The 16,061-nt window shown below is 74.0% G+C and carries 14 protein-coding genes; 4 read left to right on the top strand and 10 right to left on the bottom strand.

Annotated features, from left to right (window positions below; translation table 11 throughout):
- The first annotated feature begins 170 nt into the window (after positions 1 to 170).
- Both PV721_RS30955 and PV721_RS30960 read left to right on the top strand, forming a co-directional pair.
- The gene (locus PV721_RS30955) at positions 171 to 1,553 is read left to right on the top strand and encodes an FAD-binding oxidoreductase (protein ID WP_319730081.1); all 1,383 of its coding nucleotides are present in this window, start codon (positions 171 to 173) and stop codon (positions 1,551 to 1,553) included.
- A 22-nt stretch (positions 1,554 to 1,575) separates the two neighbouring features.
- Complete coding sequence (locus tag PV721_RS30960; protein WP_319730083.1) at positions 1,576 to 3,201, top strand: PucR family transcriptional regulator; 1,626 nt, start codon at positions 1,576 to 1,578, stop codon at positions 3,199 to 3,201.
- 166 nt (positions 3,202 to 3,367) lie between these two features.
- On the opposite strand, the gene PV721_RS30965 is transcribed toward PV721_RS30960, so the two are convergent.
- The 5 genes from PV721_RS30965 to PV721_RS30985 all read right to left on the bottom strand — a co-directional run bounded on the left by PV721_RS30965 (position 3,368) and on the right by PV721_RS30985 (position 8,601).
- Positions 3,368 to 4,504 carry a glycosyltransferase family 4 protein gene (locus PV721_RS30965; protein WP_319730085.1) on the bottom strand — a complete coding sequence of 379 codons (1,137 nt, stop codon included), beginning with the start codon at positions 4,502 to 4,504 and terminating at the stop codon, positions 3,368 to 3,370.
- A gap of 265 nt (positions 4,505 to 4,769) precedes the next feature.
- Positions 4,770 to 6,494, bottom strand: a complete 1,725-nt coding sequence (recN, locus tag PV721_RS30970; protein WP_319730107.1) for a DNA repair protein RecN — start codon at positions 6,492 to 6,494, stop codon at positions 4,770 to 4,772.
- Between the two features lie 118 nt (positions 6,495 to 6,612).
- Positions 6,613 to 7,521: an NAD kinase gene (locus tag PV721_RS30975; RefSeq protein WP_319730088.1), complete on the bottom strand. Its 909-nt coding sequence runs from the start codon at positions 7,519 to 7,521 to the stop codon at positions 6,613 to 6,615.
- Positions 7,518 to 8,333: a TlyA family RNA methyltransferase gene (locus PV721_RS30980; protein ID WP_319730090.1), complete on the bottom strand. Its 816-nt coding sequence runs from the start codon at positions 8,331 to 8,333 to the stop codon at positions 7,518 to 7,520. The genes PV721_RS30975 and PV721_RS30980 overlap by 4 nt, the downstream gene beginning before the upstream one ends.
- Before the next feature lie 7 nt (positions 8,334 to 8,340).
- Complete coding sequence (locus PV721_RS30985) at positions 8,341 to 8,601, bottom strand: hypothetical protein (protein WP_319730092.1); 261 nt, start codon at positions 8,599 to 8,601, stop codon at positions 8,341 to 8,343.
- A gap of 64 nt (positions 8,602 to 8,665) precedes the next feature.
- Between PV721_RS30985 and PV721_RS30990 the strand changes: the two genes are divergently transcribed.
- On the top strand, positions 8,666 to 9,013 hold the full coding sequence (locus PV721_RS30990) for an SCP2 sterol-binding domain-containing protein (protein WP_319730093.1): 348 nt from the start codon (positions 8,666 to 8,668) through the stop codon (positions 9,011 to 9,013).
- 179 nt (positions 9,014 to 9,192) lie between these two features.
- On the opposite strand, the gene PV721_RS30995 is transcribed toward PV721_RS30990, so the two are convergent.
- Genes PV721_RS30995 through PV721_RS31010 form a run of 4 tightly spaced genes read right to left on the bottom strand, consistent with a single transcriptional unit; the run spans position 9,193 to position 13,242 of the window.
- Positions 9,193 to 10,023 carry an ABC transporter ATP-binding protein gene (locus PV721_RS30995; RefSeq protein WP_319730096.1) on the bottom strand — a complete coding sequence of 277 codons (831 nt, stop codon included), beginning with the start codon at positions 10,021 to 10,023 and terminating at the stop codon, positions 9,193 to 9,195.
- Complete coding sequence (locus PV721_RS31000; protein WP_416371222.1) at positions 10,020 to 11,093, bottom strand: FecCD family ABC transporter permease; 1,074 nt, start codon at positions 11,091 to 11,093, stop codon at positions 10,020 to 10,022. Before PV721_RS31000 ends, PV721_RS30995 begins: the two co-directional genes overlap by 4 nt.
- Before the next feature lie 2 nt (positions 11,094 to 11,095).
- On the bottom strand, positions 11,096 to 12,154 hold the full coding sequence (locus PV721_RS31005; protein ID WP_319730099.1) for a FecCD family ABC transporter permease: 1,059 nt from the start codon (positions 12,152 to 12,154) through the stop codon (positions 11,096 to 11,098).
- Positions 12,155 to 12,204: 50 nt separating this feature from the next.
- A complete protein-coding gene (locus PV721_RS31010; RefSeq protein ID WP_319730102.1) occupies positions 12,205 to 13,242 on the bottom strand; it encodes an HAD hydrolase-like protein in 1,038 nt (345 codons plus the stop codon).
- Positions 13,243 to 13,328: 86 nt separating this feature from the next.
- Here PV721_RS31010 and PV721_RS31015 point away from each other — a divergent pair, with 86 nt between their 5' ends.
- A complete protein-coding gene (locus PV721_RS31015; RefSeq protein WP_319730105.1) occupies positions 13,329 to 14,600 on the top strand; it encodes a DUF1015 domain-containing protein in 1,272 nt (423 codons plus the stop codon).
- Positions 14,601 to 14,670: 70 nt separating this feature from the next.
- Here the strand turns inward: PV721_RS31015 and PV721_RS31020 are convergent, their stop codons facing one another.
- Positions 14,671 to 15,522 (bottom strand): tetratricopeptide repeat protein, encoded by an 852-nt coding sequence (locus PV721_RS31020; protein WP_319730110.1) that lies wholly within the window; start codon positions 15,520 to 15,522, stop codon positions 14,671 to 14,673.
- Positions 15,523 to 16,061 lie beyond the last annotated feature (539 nt).

The raw sequence follows: 16,061 nt of genomic DNA on the forward strand, positions 1-16,061 counted from the left end.
CTTGCTGCCTGTCCCGTGGGCCCGGAGATTCGTATAAGGGGCAGGGATGAACACCGAGCCGGACAGATCCTCGCGGAGCGCGGTCAGGGCCGCGCCCGCCTTCGAGAGGGGAGCCATGGCCGCCCCCTAACCTGGAAGGGTCCTATGCCCTCCTGTGGAAGGGGGCGGCCATGGCTCCCCTCTCGAAGGCGGGCGCGGCCCTGACCGCGCTCCGCGAGGATCTGTCCGGCTCGGTGTTCATCCCGGAGGACCCGGGGTACGACGAGGCCCGGACGGTCTTCAACGCGATGATCGACCGCAGGCCCGCCGTCATCGCCCAGTGCGAGAGCGCGGCGGACGTGGTGACCGCCGTGCGTTTCGCGAGGGACCTTGACCTGAACGTCGCCGTGCGCGGCGGCGGGCACAGCGTCGCCGGGATGTCCCTCAACGACGGCGGTCTCGTCGTGGACCTGCGGCGGATGCACGAGGTGACGGTCCACCCGGCGGCCAGGGCCGCGCACGTCGAGGGCGGGGCCACGATGAGCCACCTGGACCGGGCCTGCCAGCCGTACGATCTGGCGACCACGGGCGGCCGGGCCTCCACCACCGGCGTCGGCGGCTTCGTGCTGGGCGGCGGAACCGGCTGGCTGGACCGGAAGTTCGGCCTGGCGGTGGACAACCTGCTGGGCGTGGACCTGGTCACCGCGGACGGCGAGCTGCTGCACGCGACCGCCGAGGACCACCCCGAGCTGTTCTGGGGGCTGCACGGCGGCGGCGGGAACTTCGGCATCGCCACCTCGCTGACCCTGCGCCTGCACGAACTGCCGCACATGTCGATCGCGTTCGTGCTGTACCTGCCGGAGCGCGGGCCCGAGGTGGTCCGCGCGTTCCGGGAGGTCATCGAAGCCGGGCCGCCGGAGGCCTCCGGCGCCGCCCTCTACCTGACCGGCCCGCCCGAGGAGTTCGTGCCGCCGCACCTGGTCGGGCTGCTGCTGGCCGGCGCGCTGCTGACGTACGCGGGCCCGGAGGAGGAGATGCGCGAGCTGGCACGGCCGCTGCTGGCGATCCCCCACGAGTCCGAGATCGTCACGGCCATCCCGTACGCCGACCTCCAGTGCATGATCGACGACCCGCCGGGCATGCGGAACTACTGGTCGGCGGAGTACCTCACCGGTGTGCCCGACGAGTTCGTCGACGCCTTCTGCGCCCGCGCCGAATCCATGCCGGTGCCGACCGGCACCCAGCACCTGGTCTTCCCGCAGGGCGGCGCCATCGCCTCCGGACCGGCCGAGTACCCGGTGCCGTACCGCGACGCACCCTGGGCGGTGCACCCGTTCGGGATCTGGGAGGACGCGGCCGACGACGAGAGGTGCCGGCAGTGGGTCAAGGACGTCCGGGCGGACGCCGAGCCGTGGAGCACCGGCGCGGTGTACCTGAACTTCACCGGGGACGAGGGCGGGGACCGGGTGGTCTCCGGCCTCGGCAGCGCGAACATGCAGCGGCTGGGCCTCCTGAAGCGGCAGTACGATCCGGACAACGTCTTCCGTTTCAACCACAACATCCGGCCGACCTGACCCCCTGATAGCGTCCCGCGACATGGACAACCAGGGCGGGATCACGGTTCAGCGGGCACTGGAGCTGCCGGGACTGCGCAGCGGTCTGCCCGAGGTGGTGGCCTGCGCCGACCGGCTGGGCCGCACCGTCCGCTGGGTCCACGCGGGCGAGGTCCCGAACATCGCCTCCCTGCTCAAGGGCGGCGAGCTGCTGCTGACCACCGGCCTCGGCCTGGGCACCCGGCCCGCCGAGCAGCGTGCCTTCGTACGCCGCCTCGCGGACCGGGGGATCGCCGCGCTGGTGGTCGAGCTGGGACCGCGCTTCACCCGGCTGCCGGCGACGATCGTGGAGACCGCACGCACGGCGGGGCTGCCCCTGGTCCAGCTTCACCGGGAGGTCCCCTTCGTCACCGTCACGGAGGAGGTCCACACCGAGATCGTCAACCACCACTACGCGCTCCTGCAGCGGGCCGAGGAGGTCCACCGACGCTGCACCGAAGCCCTGTTGGGCGGCGGGGGCATTCCGCAGGTGCTGCGGATCCTGGCCGACTTCACCGGGAACCCGGTCTTCCTGGAGACCCCCGACGGGCAGCTGCTGTACGCGGCGGCCAGCGCGGCCGGGGACGCGGGCGCGGACCCGCTGCAGGTGTGGGAGGGCCTGCGGGGCCACCGCGAGGGCGAGCCGTCGGCGAACACCGTGGTGGTCGACGTGCCGGGCGGGGGCCACGGCACGGGATCGGTCCGGGCCCGCGTCGTCCTGGTCGGGGTCTCGGCGCCGCTGCTGCCGGTGCACCGGATGGCGGCCGAGCGCACGGCCGGCGTGCTCGCCGTCGTGCTGATGCAGGCACGGCAGGAGGAGGAGCTGGCGGCGCGCGGCCGCGGCGACTTCCTGACGGACCTGGCCGAGGGCCGCATCTCGGCGGAGGACGCCCCGGCGCAGGCCCGCGTCCTGGGCTTCAAGCCGGGCGCGGGACCGCTGCTGCCGGTGGTCATGCGGCTCTCCTCGGACCTCGGCCCGTCCGGGAACTGGGCCGTCCTGGCCCGGGCGGTCCTGGAGGAGCTCTCGTCCGTCGGAGTGCCGGTCCTGCTGGGCGTCCGCCCGGTCGAGGGCCGGGTCCCCCTCCTCGTGTCCCTGCGGGCGGAGTCGGAGCGCACGGCAGTGGCGGACCGGGTCTCGGCCGCGCTGCGGGCGGGCGTCGAACGCGCGGGCCTGGACCGCGCCGCCGCGCCGCCGGCCGTGGTCGTCGGCGTCGCGGGCGGCTGGGCGGCCGCCTCGGCGGGCCTGCGCCACGCCGCGGAGACCGCCACCGCGGCCCACGGCCTGCCGGCCCGGCCCTGGTACGACGCCCGGCGGCTGGACATCGACCTCCTCCTGTGGCGGCTGCGCGAACACCCCGACCTGGCGGCCTTCGTGGACCGGGCGATCGGCCCGCTCCGCACCCACGACACCACGTCCCGCCCCTCTCTGCTGCCCACCCTGGAGACGTACCTGGCCCGCGCGGGCCGCAAGGCGGAGACGGCCCGCGAGCTCCATCTGAACCGCCAGACCCTCTACAACCGCCTGGCCCGCATCTCGGAACTCCTGGGCACGGACCTGGACGACCCCGAAACGGTCCTCTCCCTGAGCCTGGCCCTCCGCGCCCGCCGCCACACGGCGTCTCCTTCCTGACGCCCTCCTCGTTTCAGCCTCGCGGGCGTTTGGCGCCCGGGGTCCGGGGCGGAGGGTCTGGGACGGACCCCCGATCCTGAAGCCTCGCCGACGATTGAGGCGCAGCATCCCGGGCAGAGCCCCGGGAAGGCGGGCCGCAGGCGGCGATCGCAGCCCCGCCGGGAGGCTACCGGCGGCGTTCCATCAGTTCGTCGTAGACGGACAGGACCTGCGCGACGGTGTCGTCCTCGGACGGCCACGTCGCCGCCTGCACCCGCCCCGCCGCGGCCAGCGCAGCCCGCCGCTCCGGATCCGCCAGCAGGCCGGTCACGGCCGACGCGAGCGCCGCCGCGTCCCCCGGCGGGACCAGCACCGCGCCCTCCCCCACCAGCTCCGGCACGCCCCCCACCGCCGTGGCCACCAGCGGCACGCCCATCCGCAGCGCCTCCTGCGCCAGCAGCGCCCGCGCCTCGCGCCGGCTCGGCAGCACCGCCAGGTCGGCCGCCGCCAGCAGCTGCACCGCGTCCCGGCGGCGCCCCAGCAGCCGTACCGGGAGCCCCTCGGCAGCGATCCGCCGCGACAGTTCGGCCCGTAGCGGCCCTTCGCCCGCGACCACCAGCAGCGGGGCCGGCTCCAGGTCCCGCCACTCCCGTGCCGCGTCGAGCAGCAGGAAGTACCCGCGGTGCGGGACCAGGCTCCCGACCGTGATCAGCAACGGCCGTCCGACCGCCCCGAGTTCCGCCCGCACCTTGCCCGGGTCCGCCGCGCCCCCGCCGTCCGGGCCGTCCGGGCCGTCCGGGAAGGCGGGTACCGCCACCGGCGCCAGCCGCGCGTCCCGGGCGCCCCGCAGCCGCGCGAGGTCCACCAGGTCCGAGGAGGCGCCGAGGACCACGGCCGCGGCCCGTGCCACGTGCCGTTCCAGCATCCGGCTCAGCCGTCCCAGCGCGCCCGCGGCCGTCGGTCCGTCGCCGTGCCAGCTCACCACCAGCGGCACGCGGCGTCCCCGCATGGCCAGTGCGGCGCGCATCCCGGCGCGCACCCCGTGCGCGTGCACGACGTCCGCTGCGGCGCACGCGGCCCGCAGCACGCTCACGGCGTCGGGCGCGAACTGCGCCCCGGCGCCGGTGAAGTCGTACTCCCCCTCCGCCTGGACGGGCGCGCAGACCGTGACCCGTACGCCGCGCGCGGCGAGCCCGGTCGCGAGCGACCGTACGTGCGCGCAGCTGCCCGCGCCCGCGCCGTCGCCGAGGACCTGGACGGTGCGGAGCGGCTGGCGCCCGTAGGGCTGTGCCGGGAGGGAGGTGGAGACCGGGGAGCTGCTCACGGGCCGAAGCTCCAGGGTGTGGGAGTCAGAGACGTCGCCAAGGATGCCAGTCCGCACGCGCGTTCCGGGACCATACGGGTGCGGATCCCGTACGAGATACCGCCGGACACCCCCCAGCCTCACCCACACGGCCTAGCGTCGCGTCATCCTGGCGGCTGCCCGCGACGGCCCCGGCCCGCGCCCGGGAGGGGCCGCGGGGACACGGCGGAGGGCCCGCCGCGCGGCGCGCGCCGGGCCCTCCTGGATCCGTGTGCCGCGGGCCGGCTCACGCGTCCGCGCGCGCCGCCGCCAGCAGTTCCTCGGCGTGTGCCCGCGCGGAGACCGAGTCCTCGTGCCCCGCGAGCATGCGCGACAGCTCGCGGATCCGGGCCTCGCCCTCCAGGACGGTGACCCCGCTACGGGTGACGGAGCCGTCGTTGGTCTTCTCGACGAGCAGCTGGCGGTCCGCGAAGGCCGCCACCTGCGGCAGGTGCGTGACGACCACGACCTGGGCCGATTTGGCCAGCTTCGCGAGGCGCCGGCCCACCTCGACCGCCGCCTTGCCGCCGACTCCCGCGTCGACCTCGTCGAAGAGGTAGGTCGGCACCGGGTCGGAGCCGGCGAAGACGACCTCCACGGCGAGCATCACCCGGGACAGCTCACCGCCCGAGGCGCCCTTGGCGATCGGCCGCGGCTGGGCGCCGGGGTGCGGGGCCAGCAGCAGTTCGACCTCGTCCGCGCCGGAAGGTCCGTAGGCGACCGGGCGGCCGTCCACGTCCACCCCCTCGGGGTCCTCGGCCTGCCGGACGTCGATGGTCACCCGGGCGTGCGGCATCGCCAGCGAGGCCAGCTCCTCCGTCACGGCGGAGGCGAAGCGGGTCGCCGCCTCCACCCGGGCGTCCGTCAGTGCCTGGGCCAGCAGCGACAGTTCGGAGCGCAGCCCGTCCCGTTCGGCGGTCAGCTCCGTGATCCGCTCGTCGTCGCCGTCCAGTTCCAGCAGCCGCGCCGCGCCCTGCTCGGCCCATTCCAGTACGGCGTCCACGGTGCCGTCGGAGCCGTACTTGCGGGTCAGCTGGGTCAGGGCCGCCCGCCGCTCCTCCACGGCGGCCAGCCGCAGCGGATCGGCGTCCAGGTCGTCGGCGTAGCCCGCGAGCTCTCCGGCCACGTCGGACAGCAGGATGCCCAGCTCCCCGATCCGCTCGGCGAGCGCGCCGAGCGCCGGGTCGTGCGACCGTACGGATTCCAGGGCCCGGTGGGCGCCCGCGACGAGCATGTTCGCGTCGATGGCCTCCGGGTCCTCGGGATTGCCGGCGAGGGCGGCGTGCGCCAGCTGCGCCGCCGAGGCCAGCGATTCGGCGTGCCCGAGCCGCTCGGCCTCGGCCGCCAGCTCGGTGTCCTCGCCGGCCACCGGCTCCACGGCCGCGATCTCGTCCAGTCCGAAGCGCAGCAGGTCCGCCTCCTGGGCCCGCTCCCGGGCCCGGGTGGTGATCTCCTCCAGCTCGACGGCGACGGCGCGCAGCCTGCGGTAGGCGGAACCGTACTTCTCCAGCGGGACGGCGACGGCATCACCGGCGTACCGGTCGAGCGCCTGACGCTGCCGGGCCGGGCGCAGCAGGCCCTGCTGGTCGGTCTGCCCGTGCACGGCGACCAGGTCGTCCGCGAGCTCGCCGAGCAGGCCGACGGGCACGGAGCGGCCGCCGACGTGGGCGCGCGAACGCCCTTCGGCGGACACGGTCCGGCTGATCAGCAGGGCGCCGTCGTCGAGCTCCGCCCCGGCCTCCTCGGCGCGTACGGCGGCGGGCGCGTCGGGGCGCATGACGATGCGGCCCTCGACGACTGCGGCCTTGGCTCCGATCCGCACCAGGGCCGGGTCGGCGCGACCGCCGAGCAGCAGCCCGAGGCTGGTGACGACCATCGTCTTGCCCGCGCCGGTCTCGCCGGTCACCGCGGTGAAACCGGGCGACAGCTCGACCACCGCGTCGTCGATGACCCCGAGCGACCGTATCCGCATCTCCTCAAGCACGGGACGACGATACCGAGGTTTCACCGGTGCCATGTGACGTCACCCGCCCCGAGTTCTCCGAACGGATGTGCTATTACGGGCGAAGGGCGACACGCCTGGACACCCGCTAGTGCGGCGCCCCGCGCCAACCGGACACGGGCAGTGCGAACTTCGCGACGAGCCGGTCCGTGAAGGACGCGTGGTGCAGCCGGGCGAGCCGCACGGGCACCGCCCCGCGCCGGACCTCCACGCGGGCCCCGGAGGGCAGCTCCAGCATCCGCCGGCCGTCGCACCACAGCACGCCGTGCGGGGTGCCGCTCTGCACCTCCACCGCCAGCACCGAGGTGGGCGAGGTCACCAGCGGCTTCGCGAACAGCGCGTGCGCACTGATCGGCACCATCAGCAGCGCCTCCACCTCCGGCCAGACCACCGGCCCGCCCGCGGAGAAGGCGTAGGCCGTCGAGCCCGTCGGAGTCGCACAGACGATCCCGTCACAGCCGAAGCCGGTCACCGGACGCCCGTCGATCTCCAGGACCACCTCGAGCATCCGCTCCGGGGACACCTTCTGGACCGCGGCCTCGTTCAGCGCCCAGTCCCGGTGGACCACGTCGCCGTTCGTGCGCACGACCACGTCGAGGGTCATCCGCTCCTCGACCTCGTACGAGCGCGACACCACCCGGTCCACGACCTTGTCCAGGTCGTCGCGCTCGGCCTCGGCGAGGAACCCCACCCGGCCCAGGTTGACGCCCAGCATCGGCACCCCCGAGGCGCGCGCGAACTCCGCGCCGCGCAGCAGGGTCCCGTCCCCTCCCAGCACGATCAGCAGCTCGCACCCGTCGAGCACACCCGGGGTGGACTCGGTCACGAGCTCCACCTCGGGCGGCAGCGGCAGGTCCACCGCCTCGTGCGCGAAGACGCGTACGCCCAGCCCGCAGCGCAGCAGCCCCTTGACGACCAGCTCCGCGCTGCGGATGGCCGCCGGCCGCCCGGTGTGCGCGAGCAGGAAGACGGTGCGTTCCCCCGTTGAATCTGTCACTGCGGCCCCTCCGCCACTGCACGGTCAACATCCGCCGGGTCGAGTGCCGGTGCCCCCGCCTGCAGCCACAGAAAGTACTCGACGTTGCCCGACGGCCCCGGCAGCGGACTCGCCGTCACCCCGACGACGCCCAGACCGAGCTTCGCCGCCTGCGCCGCGACCTCGCGCACGGCCTCCGCCCGGAGCTCCGGGCTGCGCACCACTCCGCCGCTGCCCAGCCGGTCCTTGCCGACCTCGAACTGCGGCTTGACCATCAGCACCAGGTCCGCGTCGGGCGCGCAGCACCGTACGAGCGCGGGCAGCACCAGCCCGATGGAGATGAAGGACAGGTCACCGACGACGAGGTCCACCGCGACCCCGTCGATCTGCTCGACCGTCAGCTCGCGCACGTTCGTCCGGTCCTTGACCGTCACCCGGTCGTCGCTCTGCAGCGACCAGGCGAGCTGCCCGTACCCGACGTCGACGGCGACCACGTGGGCGACGCCCGCGCGCAGCAGCACGTCGGTGAACCCGCCCGTGGAGGCCCCGGCGTCCAGCGCGCGGCGGCCCTCCACGCGCAGCCCCTGCGGCTGGAAGGCCGCCAGCGCTCCCGCGAGTTTGTGGCCGCCCCGCGAGACGTAGTCGGGATCGCTGTCGTCCTTGAGGACGACCAGAGCCGCGCTCGTCTCGACCTGGGTGGCGGCCTTGGTCGCGGTGGCGCCGCCCACGGTCACCCGGCCCGCGGCGATCAGCTGCGCGGCGTGCTCGCGCGAGCGGGCCATGCTGCGGCGTACCAGTTCGGCGTCCAGGCGGCGGCGTGCCACTCCTGCCACGTTCGGTTCAGCTCCTGTTTTCGTACGGACCAGGGACGGGCGGTGCGTCCAGCGCGTTCAGCGCCTCGCGCAGCCCCCTGTGGACATCCTCGTACACCTCGACGTGTCCGTCCGCCGCGAGGTGGTCCGCGTCCGCCAGCCGCGCCAGGTGCGCGTCCACGCCGGAGTGTCCGGTGGGAGTGCGTACGATGCCCAGCGCGACGGGCCCCGCTGGCCCGGCGGAGGCTTCGCCGTCGGCTGCTGCTGCGCCCTGGGGTTCGTCGGTCATGCCCCGACGCTACCCCGAAGCGCCCCGCGACCACGCACGGCTCTGCGGTACGGTCGTGATCACGATGGCTACGATCCAGGAGTGCCGCGAAGCACTCGACACCCTCTCCGGCAATCTCGCCCGGGCCGACAGCGGCGTACGCGGCGCGGCGGCGCTCGACCGCTCCCTGAGCTGCCACATCACGGACCTCGACCAGACCTTCACGGGCCGCCTCCACGGAGGCCGCATCCGCGTGGACGCGGTCGCCCCCGGCCCTCCGGCCGCCAAGGCCGAGATCCGTCTCGCGATGACGGGCGGCGACCTCCTCGCCCTGGTCGCGGGCGACCTCAAGTTCGCCAAGGCCTGGGCCTCCGGCCGCGTCAGACTGGAAGCCGGCTTCCGCGACCTCCTCCGCCTCAAGAGCCTCCTCTAGCCCCTCAACAGCCGCGCCGGGCCACGCGCGGCCCCGCCGCCCGATCCGGCCCCTCCGGGGCTTGAGGAGCGGGGTCCGGGGGCGAAGCCCCGGTCTTCGAGCCCCGCCGGCGTACGGGGCGTGGTGGAGCGGCGCGTGGTGGTGCGGGGCGGAGCCCCAGCGGCCGGCCCGCACCCTCGCTACTCGGCGCGAGCCACCACCCGCGCCACCCGGGCAGCGGGAATCACCAGCGGCGTCCCCGTCTCCGGGTCGTCGATGATCTGGCACTTCAGGCCGAACACCTTCTCCACCAGCTCCGCCGTGACCACCTCCGCCGGCGGCCCCTCCGCCACGACCTTCCCGCCCCGCATCGCGATCAGGTGCGTCGCGTAGCGGGCCGCGTGGTTCAGGTCGTGCAGCACCGCGACCAGCGTCCGCCCCTGGTTCTCGTGCAGCTCCGCGCACAGGTCCAGCACGTCGATCTGGTGCTGGATGTCCAGGTAGGTGGTCGGCTCGTCGAGCAGCAGCAGCGGCGTCTGCTGCGCCAGCGCCATCGCGATCCACACCCGCTGCCGCTGGCCGCCCGACAGCTCGTCGACGGCCCGGTCGGCGAGTTCGGCGACCCCGGTCGAGGCCATGGACTCGTGCACGACCCGCTCGTCCTCGGCCGACCACTGCCGCAGCAGCCCCTGGTGCGGGTACCGGCCGCGCGCGACCAGGTCGGCCACCGTGATGCCGTCGGGCGCGATCGAGGACTGCGGGAGCAGCCCCAGGGTCTTGGCGACCTTCTTCGCCGGCATCGACCCGATGGCCTGCCCGTCCAGCAGCACCCGTCCGGCGGACGGCTTCAGCATCCGCGACAGGGCCCGCAGCAGCGTGGACTTGCCGCAGGCGTTGGGGCCGACGATCACCGTGAAGGAGTTGTCGGGGATCTCCACCGACAGGTTCTCGGCGATGACCCGCTGGTCGTAGCCGAGCGTCACGTTCTCCGCGGTCAGCCGCTGCACTTGCGCACTCCTCATCAGGTTCATATACGTCCCGCCTTGCGCTCGGTGACGAGCAGCCAGAGCAGGTAGATACCGCCGACCAGCCCGGTCACCACGCCCACCGGCAACTGGTCGGCGCCGAAGGCGCGCTGTGAGGCCCAGTCGGACACCATCAGCAGCACCGCGCCCATCAATGCGGCCGTCAGCAGGTTCCCGCCGGGCGAGCGGGTGAGCCGCCGCGCCAGCTGCGGCGCGGCCAGCGCGACGAAGCTGATGGGCCCGGCCGCCGCGCTCGCCGCGGTGGTGAGCAGGATCGCCGCGAGCATCAGCAGCAGCCGCGTCCGCTCCACCCGCACCCCGAGGGCGTACGCGGCGTCGTCGCCCATCTCCATCATCCGCAGGGCCCTGCCCTGCCCGAGGACGAGCGGGAAGAGCACCGCGCAGACCGCGAGCAGCGGCCACACCTGCGCCCAGTCGCGGCCGGCCAGCGAGCCGGTCAGCCAGACCATGGCGCGGGTGGCCTCGATCATCTGCGCCTTCGTGATCAGGTACTGGATCACGGCGATGAGCATGGCGGAGGCGCCGATGCCGACCAGCACCAGCCGGTAGCCCTGGATGCCCTGCTTGTACGCCAGCAGGTAGACGGCGGCGCCGGTCAGCAGGCCGCCGATCAGCGCGCCGACGGCCACCTCGTGGGCATCGCCGTTGAAGAGGATGATGACGACGAGCGCGCCGACCACCGAGCCGTAGCCGAAGCCCAGCAGGTCCGGCGAGCCGAGCGGATTGCGGGAGACCGACTGGAATACCGCTCCGGCCATCCCGAGGGAGGCGCCGACGAGCAGGGCGACCACGACCCGCGGCAGCCGCAGGTCGTTGACGATGAAGTCGTTGGCGGGCGTGCCGTTGCCCAGCAGGGTCTGGACGACGTCCCACGGGGCGATCTCGAAGTCGCCGGTGCCGATGAGCACGACGGCCAGCGCGAGCGCCACGGCGGTGAGCAGGAGCCCGACGGCCAGCGCGCGCCCCTCGACGCGCAGTGAGATCCCGCCGGGCAGGTGCAGCGGACGGGGCCCGGACCGGCCCTTGCGCGGTGTGTCGTCCACGGTCGCGGTCACGGTCACAGCTGGGCCATCCTCTTGCGCCGAACCAGGTAGATGAAGACGGGACCGCCGATGAGCGCGGTCACGACGCCGACCTGCAGTTCGGCGGGCCGGGTGACGACACGGCCGACGACGTCGGCGCCGAGCAGCAGGACGGGTGACAGGACGGCCGAGTACGCGAGCACCCAGCGCATGTCGGGACCGGTGAACGCCCGCACGAGGTGCGGGATCATCAGCCCGATGAAGACGATCGGCCCGCACGCGGCGGTCGCCGCACCGCACAGCAGGGTGATGGCGACCATGGCGCCGATCCGGGTCCGCGTCAGGTGCGCGCCGAGCGCCCGTGCCGTGTCGTCGCCCATGGCCATCGCGTTCAGCGGCCGGCCCAGGGACAGCGCGAGCACCGCGCCGACGATCAGGAAGGGGGCCACCTGCCGGACGGTGTCCATGTTGGCCGAGGCCAGCGAACCCACCGTCCAGAAGCGGAGCTTGTCGAGCGCCTTGCTGTCCATCAGCTGCACGGCGTTGATGTAGCCGACCAGGCCCGCGCTGGCCGCCGTACCGGCGAGCGCGAGGCGTACCGGGGTCGCGCTGCGGCTTCCTCCGAGCACGTACACGACGACCGAGACGACGGCGGCCCCGAGGAAGGCCCACCACACGAACTCGCGGATCGACGTCGCGCCGAAGAAGCTGATCGCGGACACCACGGCGGCCGCGGCGCCGGCGTTGACCCCGAGGATGCCTGGCTCGGCCAGCGGGTTGCGGGTCAGCGCCTGCATCACGGCACCGGACAGGCCGAGGCCGAGGCCGACCATCAGGCCGAGGAGCGTGCGCGGCACCCGCAGGTCCCGCACCACCACGTCCGAGGGCGTTCCCGCGTAGGCGAACAGGCCGTGCCAGACCTCGTCGAGTGGCATCTGCTTGGCGCCCACGGCGATGCTCACGACGACGATCAGCGCCAGCACCACGAGGGCGGCGAACAGACCGGCGGCGCGCGCGGCATGGCGCGGGCGGGCGGCGGCGGCCCGTTCGGGCGCCGCGCTCGGTTCGGATTCGGGGGGACTCTCGACCAACACGCAGGTTAGGCTAACCTACCCTGCACCCTGGCCGGATCCCCCCTTGCGCCCTAAAGACCCAGCCTGGCCAGCGCCTTCGCCGCGTCCAGCGTGCACACCCCGTCCCCGGCCACCGTCCAGGCCGCCGCACACAGCGCCCGCAGCCCGTCGACCGGATCCCCGCCGTCCCCGCGCAGCTCCAGCACGCCGCGGTTCAGCGCGACCGCGGTCCAGCCTCCGCAGCGGAAGCCCTCCGCGGCCGGCTCCACCTCCGGCTGCCCGGTCAGCAGCCCGCGCAGGTCCCGGTCCACGTACGTCGGCCGGTGCCTCGGCTCGGCCCGCACCAGCTGCTCCGCGTCCGTCACTCCGGTCAGCACCAGCAGCGAGTCCACCTCCCCGTTGAAGGCACCCTCGATGTCGGTGTCGAGCCGGTCCCCGACCACCAGCGGCCGCTCCGCCCCGGTCCGCAGCACCGTCTCCCGGTGCATCGGGGGCAGCGGCTTGCCCGCCACCTGCGGTTCCGCGCCCGTGGCGATCCGTACGACTTCCACCGCGGCCCCGTTGCCCGGCCCGATCCCACGCGCCCCGGGGATCGTCAGGTCGGTGTTCGACGCGTACCACGGCACCCCGCGGTTGATCGCGTACGAGGCCTCCGCGAACCGCCCCCAGGGCAGTTCGGGCCCCCCGTACCCCTGCACCACCGCCGCCAGGCCCTCCTCCTCGGCCGAGTCCACCGGCACCAGCCCGCGCTCGCGCAGCGCGACCCGCAGCCCCTCCCCGCCGATCACCAGCACCTTCGACGCCGGCTCCACCTGTTCCGCGATCAGCCGGGCCACCGCCTGCGCCGAGGTGATCACCTCGGCCGCCTCCGTCGGGATGCCCAGCTCGCCCAGGTGCTCGGCGACGGCGTCCGGGGTCCGCAGCGCGTTGTTGGTGACGTAGGCGAGGTGCATCCCGTCCGCCCGGGCCGCGGCGAGGGACTCCACGGCGTACGCGATGGCCTCACCCCCCGCGTACACCACCCCGTCGAGGTCCAGCAAAGCGGTGTCGTACACCTGGTGCAGACTCTGCTCACTCGCCGCGGGACTGGTCCTGCTCTGCCGGGTCATCACGTCCGCTCCTCAAGGATCGATCTTGTCCGATTCTGCACTGCCCCGATCATCCCGCATGGCGAGACGCGACTTACCATGCACCAATGACCACACCTGGCACCGCGGACCAAGGGCTGCGACTGATCCCGTTCCATGGCCTGCGCTACGTCCCGGAGCGTGTCGGCAGCCTCGCGGCCGTCACCTCCCCGCCGTACGACGTGGTCGTGCGTCCCGACGGAGTCGACCACCTCGAATCCGCCGACCCGCACAACATCGTCCGCCTGATCCTCCCGCAGGCCGGCACCCCGGCGGCACGCAACGAACAGGCCGCCCGCACCCTGCACGACTGGCTCGCCGAGGGCATCCTCAGCGCCGACCCCGAACCCGCGCTCTACGTGTACGAGCAGCGCAAGGCCGGCCTGCTCCAGCGCGGCGTCATCGGCGCCCTCGCCCTGTCCACCGCGGACGCCGGCATCGTCCTCCCCCACGAGGACGTCATGCCCGACGTGGTCACCGACCGGGCCGGCCTGATGCGGGCCACCTCCGCCAATCTCGAACCGCTCCTGCTCACCTACCGGGGCGACGACCCCGGCACGGGCGCAACCGCGGTCGTCGAGCGGACCGCCCGGCGCGCACCGCTGCTGTCCACCACCACCGAGGACGGCTTCCAGCACCGCCTCTGGGCCATCACGGACCCGGCCGAGCTGGCCACCGTCACGGCGGATCTCAGCCACCGCCAGGCCCTCATCGCCGACGGCCACCACCGCTGGGCGACCTACCTGCGCCTCCAGGAGGAGCACGGCTCCCCCACGGCGTGGGACTTCGGCCTGGTCCTCCTCGTGGACACCGCCCGCTACCCGCTCCAGGTCCGCGCCATCCACCGGATGCTGCGCCGGCTCCCGGTCGCCGACGCCCTCGCCGCCCTCGGCGGCCACTTCCGCGTCACTCCGGTCGACGGGCCGCTCCCGCTGGCCCTGGACGCCCTCGCGGACGCCTCGGAACGGGGGAACGCCTTCCTGCTCACCGGCGACGGCACCTTCCACCTGGTCACCGATCCCGATCTGGCGCTCCTCGACCGCACGGTGCGTCACGACCGCCCGGAGGCCTGGCGCCGGCTGGACGCCACCGTCCTCCACGCGACCCTGCTCGACGCCCTCTGGCACGTTCCGGACGCCCCCGAGGAGATCACGTACATCCACGACGCCGCGTCCACCGTGGCCATGGCCGAACGCCACGGGGGCACCGCCGTCCTGCTGCACCCCGTACGGGAGGAAGTCGTACGGGACCTGGCCCGCCAAGGCGTCACCATGCCCCGGAAGTCCACCTCCTTCGGACCGAAACCGGCCACCGGTCTGGTCCTGCGCGGCCTGGGCTGAATCCCTCCGGACATGAAGAAGGGCGGTACCCCCGGTGGGGGTACCGCCCTTCTCATTCGTTCACCGTGCTTCAGGCCTTGTCGCGGCCCGAGTCCTGCGCGTCGGCATCGGCGTCGGCCGCGGACTCCTCCAGCGGCTCGTACTCCTCGTCGTCCTCGTCGTAGTACTCGGCGACGTCGGTGGCGCGCTCGGCCGCGGCGATCTCCGCCGCGTCCTCGTCGTCCTCGTCGTCCTCGTCGATCTCGTCCGCGAGGGCGACGTCACCGTCGTCCTCGACGTCGGACAGGTCGATCGCGGCGTCGACGAACTCGACACCGTCGAGCTCGGCGAGGCGGTCCGAGGCGTCGGTGGCCCCGTCCTTGTCCGCTTCGAGGGTCTTGCCGAACCACTCGCGCGCCTCGTCCTCACGACCGGCCGCCAGCAGGGCGTCGGCGTAGGCGTACCGCAGGCGCGCGGTCCACGGCTGGACGGAGCTGGAGGCCAGCTCCGGGCTCTGCAGGGTCACGATGGCCGCTTCCAGCTGCCCCTGGTCCCGCCGGGCACCGGCCGCGACCAGACGCATCTCGACCTGTCCGGCCTTGTCCAGCTTCTGCACCTCGGGCTCGCCGGCCATGGCCAGCGCCCGCTCCGGACGGCCGAGGCCGCGCTCGCAGTCGGCCATGACGGGCCAGAGCTCGACCGAGCCGGTCATGCGCTTGGCGGCGCGGAACTCCGCGAGGGCCTCGCTGTACTTCTGCGTGGCGTACGCGGCGAAGCCGGCGGCCTCGCGGACGGCCGCGACACGGGAGGCCAGTCGCAGGGCGATGCGCGAGTACGCGTACGCCTGCTCCGGGTCCTCGTCGATCAGGCGCGCGACCATGACCAGGTTCTTCGAGACCTCTTCCGCCAGGCCCTTGGGCAGGCTCAGCAGCTCCTGGCGCACGTCGGCGTCGATCTCGAGGCCGGTGACGTCCTCGTCGATCGGAAGCCGCTTGACCGGGTCACGGTCGGAGCGGAAGTCGCGGTCGCCGCCACCGCCACGGTCATCGCGACCACGGTAGCCACCACGGTCACCACCGCGATCGTCACGGCCACCACGGAACCCGCCACGGTCGCCACCGCGGTCGTCACGGCGGGGGTAGGAGGGGCGGTCGCCACCGCGGTCGTCACGACCGCCGCGGAAGCCACCGCGCTCGTCATCACGACGCGGGTACGAAGGACGCTCACCACGGTCGTCACGGCGGGGGTAGGAGGGACGGTCGCCACCGCGGTCGTCACGACGGAAGCCGCCGCCACCGCCACCGGTGGGACGCTCGCCCCGGTCATCGCGGCGCGGGTAGGACGGACGGTCCCCACCACGGTCGTCACGGCGGGGGTAGGACGGGCGGTCGCCACCGCGGTCGTCACGACCGCCGCGGAAGCCACCGCGCTCGTCATCACGACGCGGGTACGAAGGACGCTCACCACGGTCGTCACGGCGGG

It is taken from the genome of Streptomyces sp. MB09-01 (genome assembly GCF_033794505.1).
Classification (GTDB): domain Bacteria; phylum Actinomycetota; class Actinomycetes; order Streptomycetales; family Streptomycetaceae; genus Streptomyces.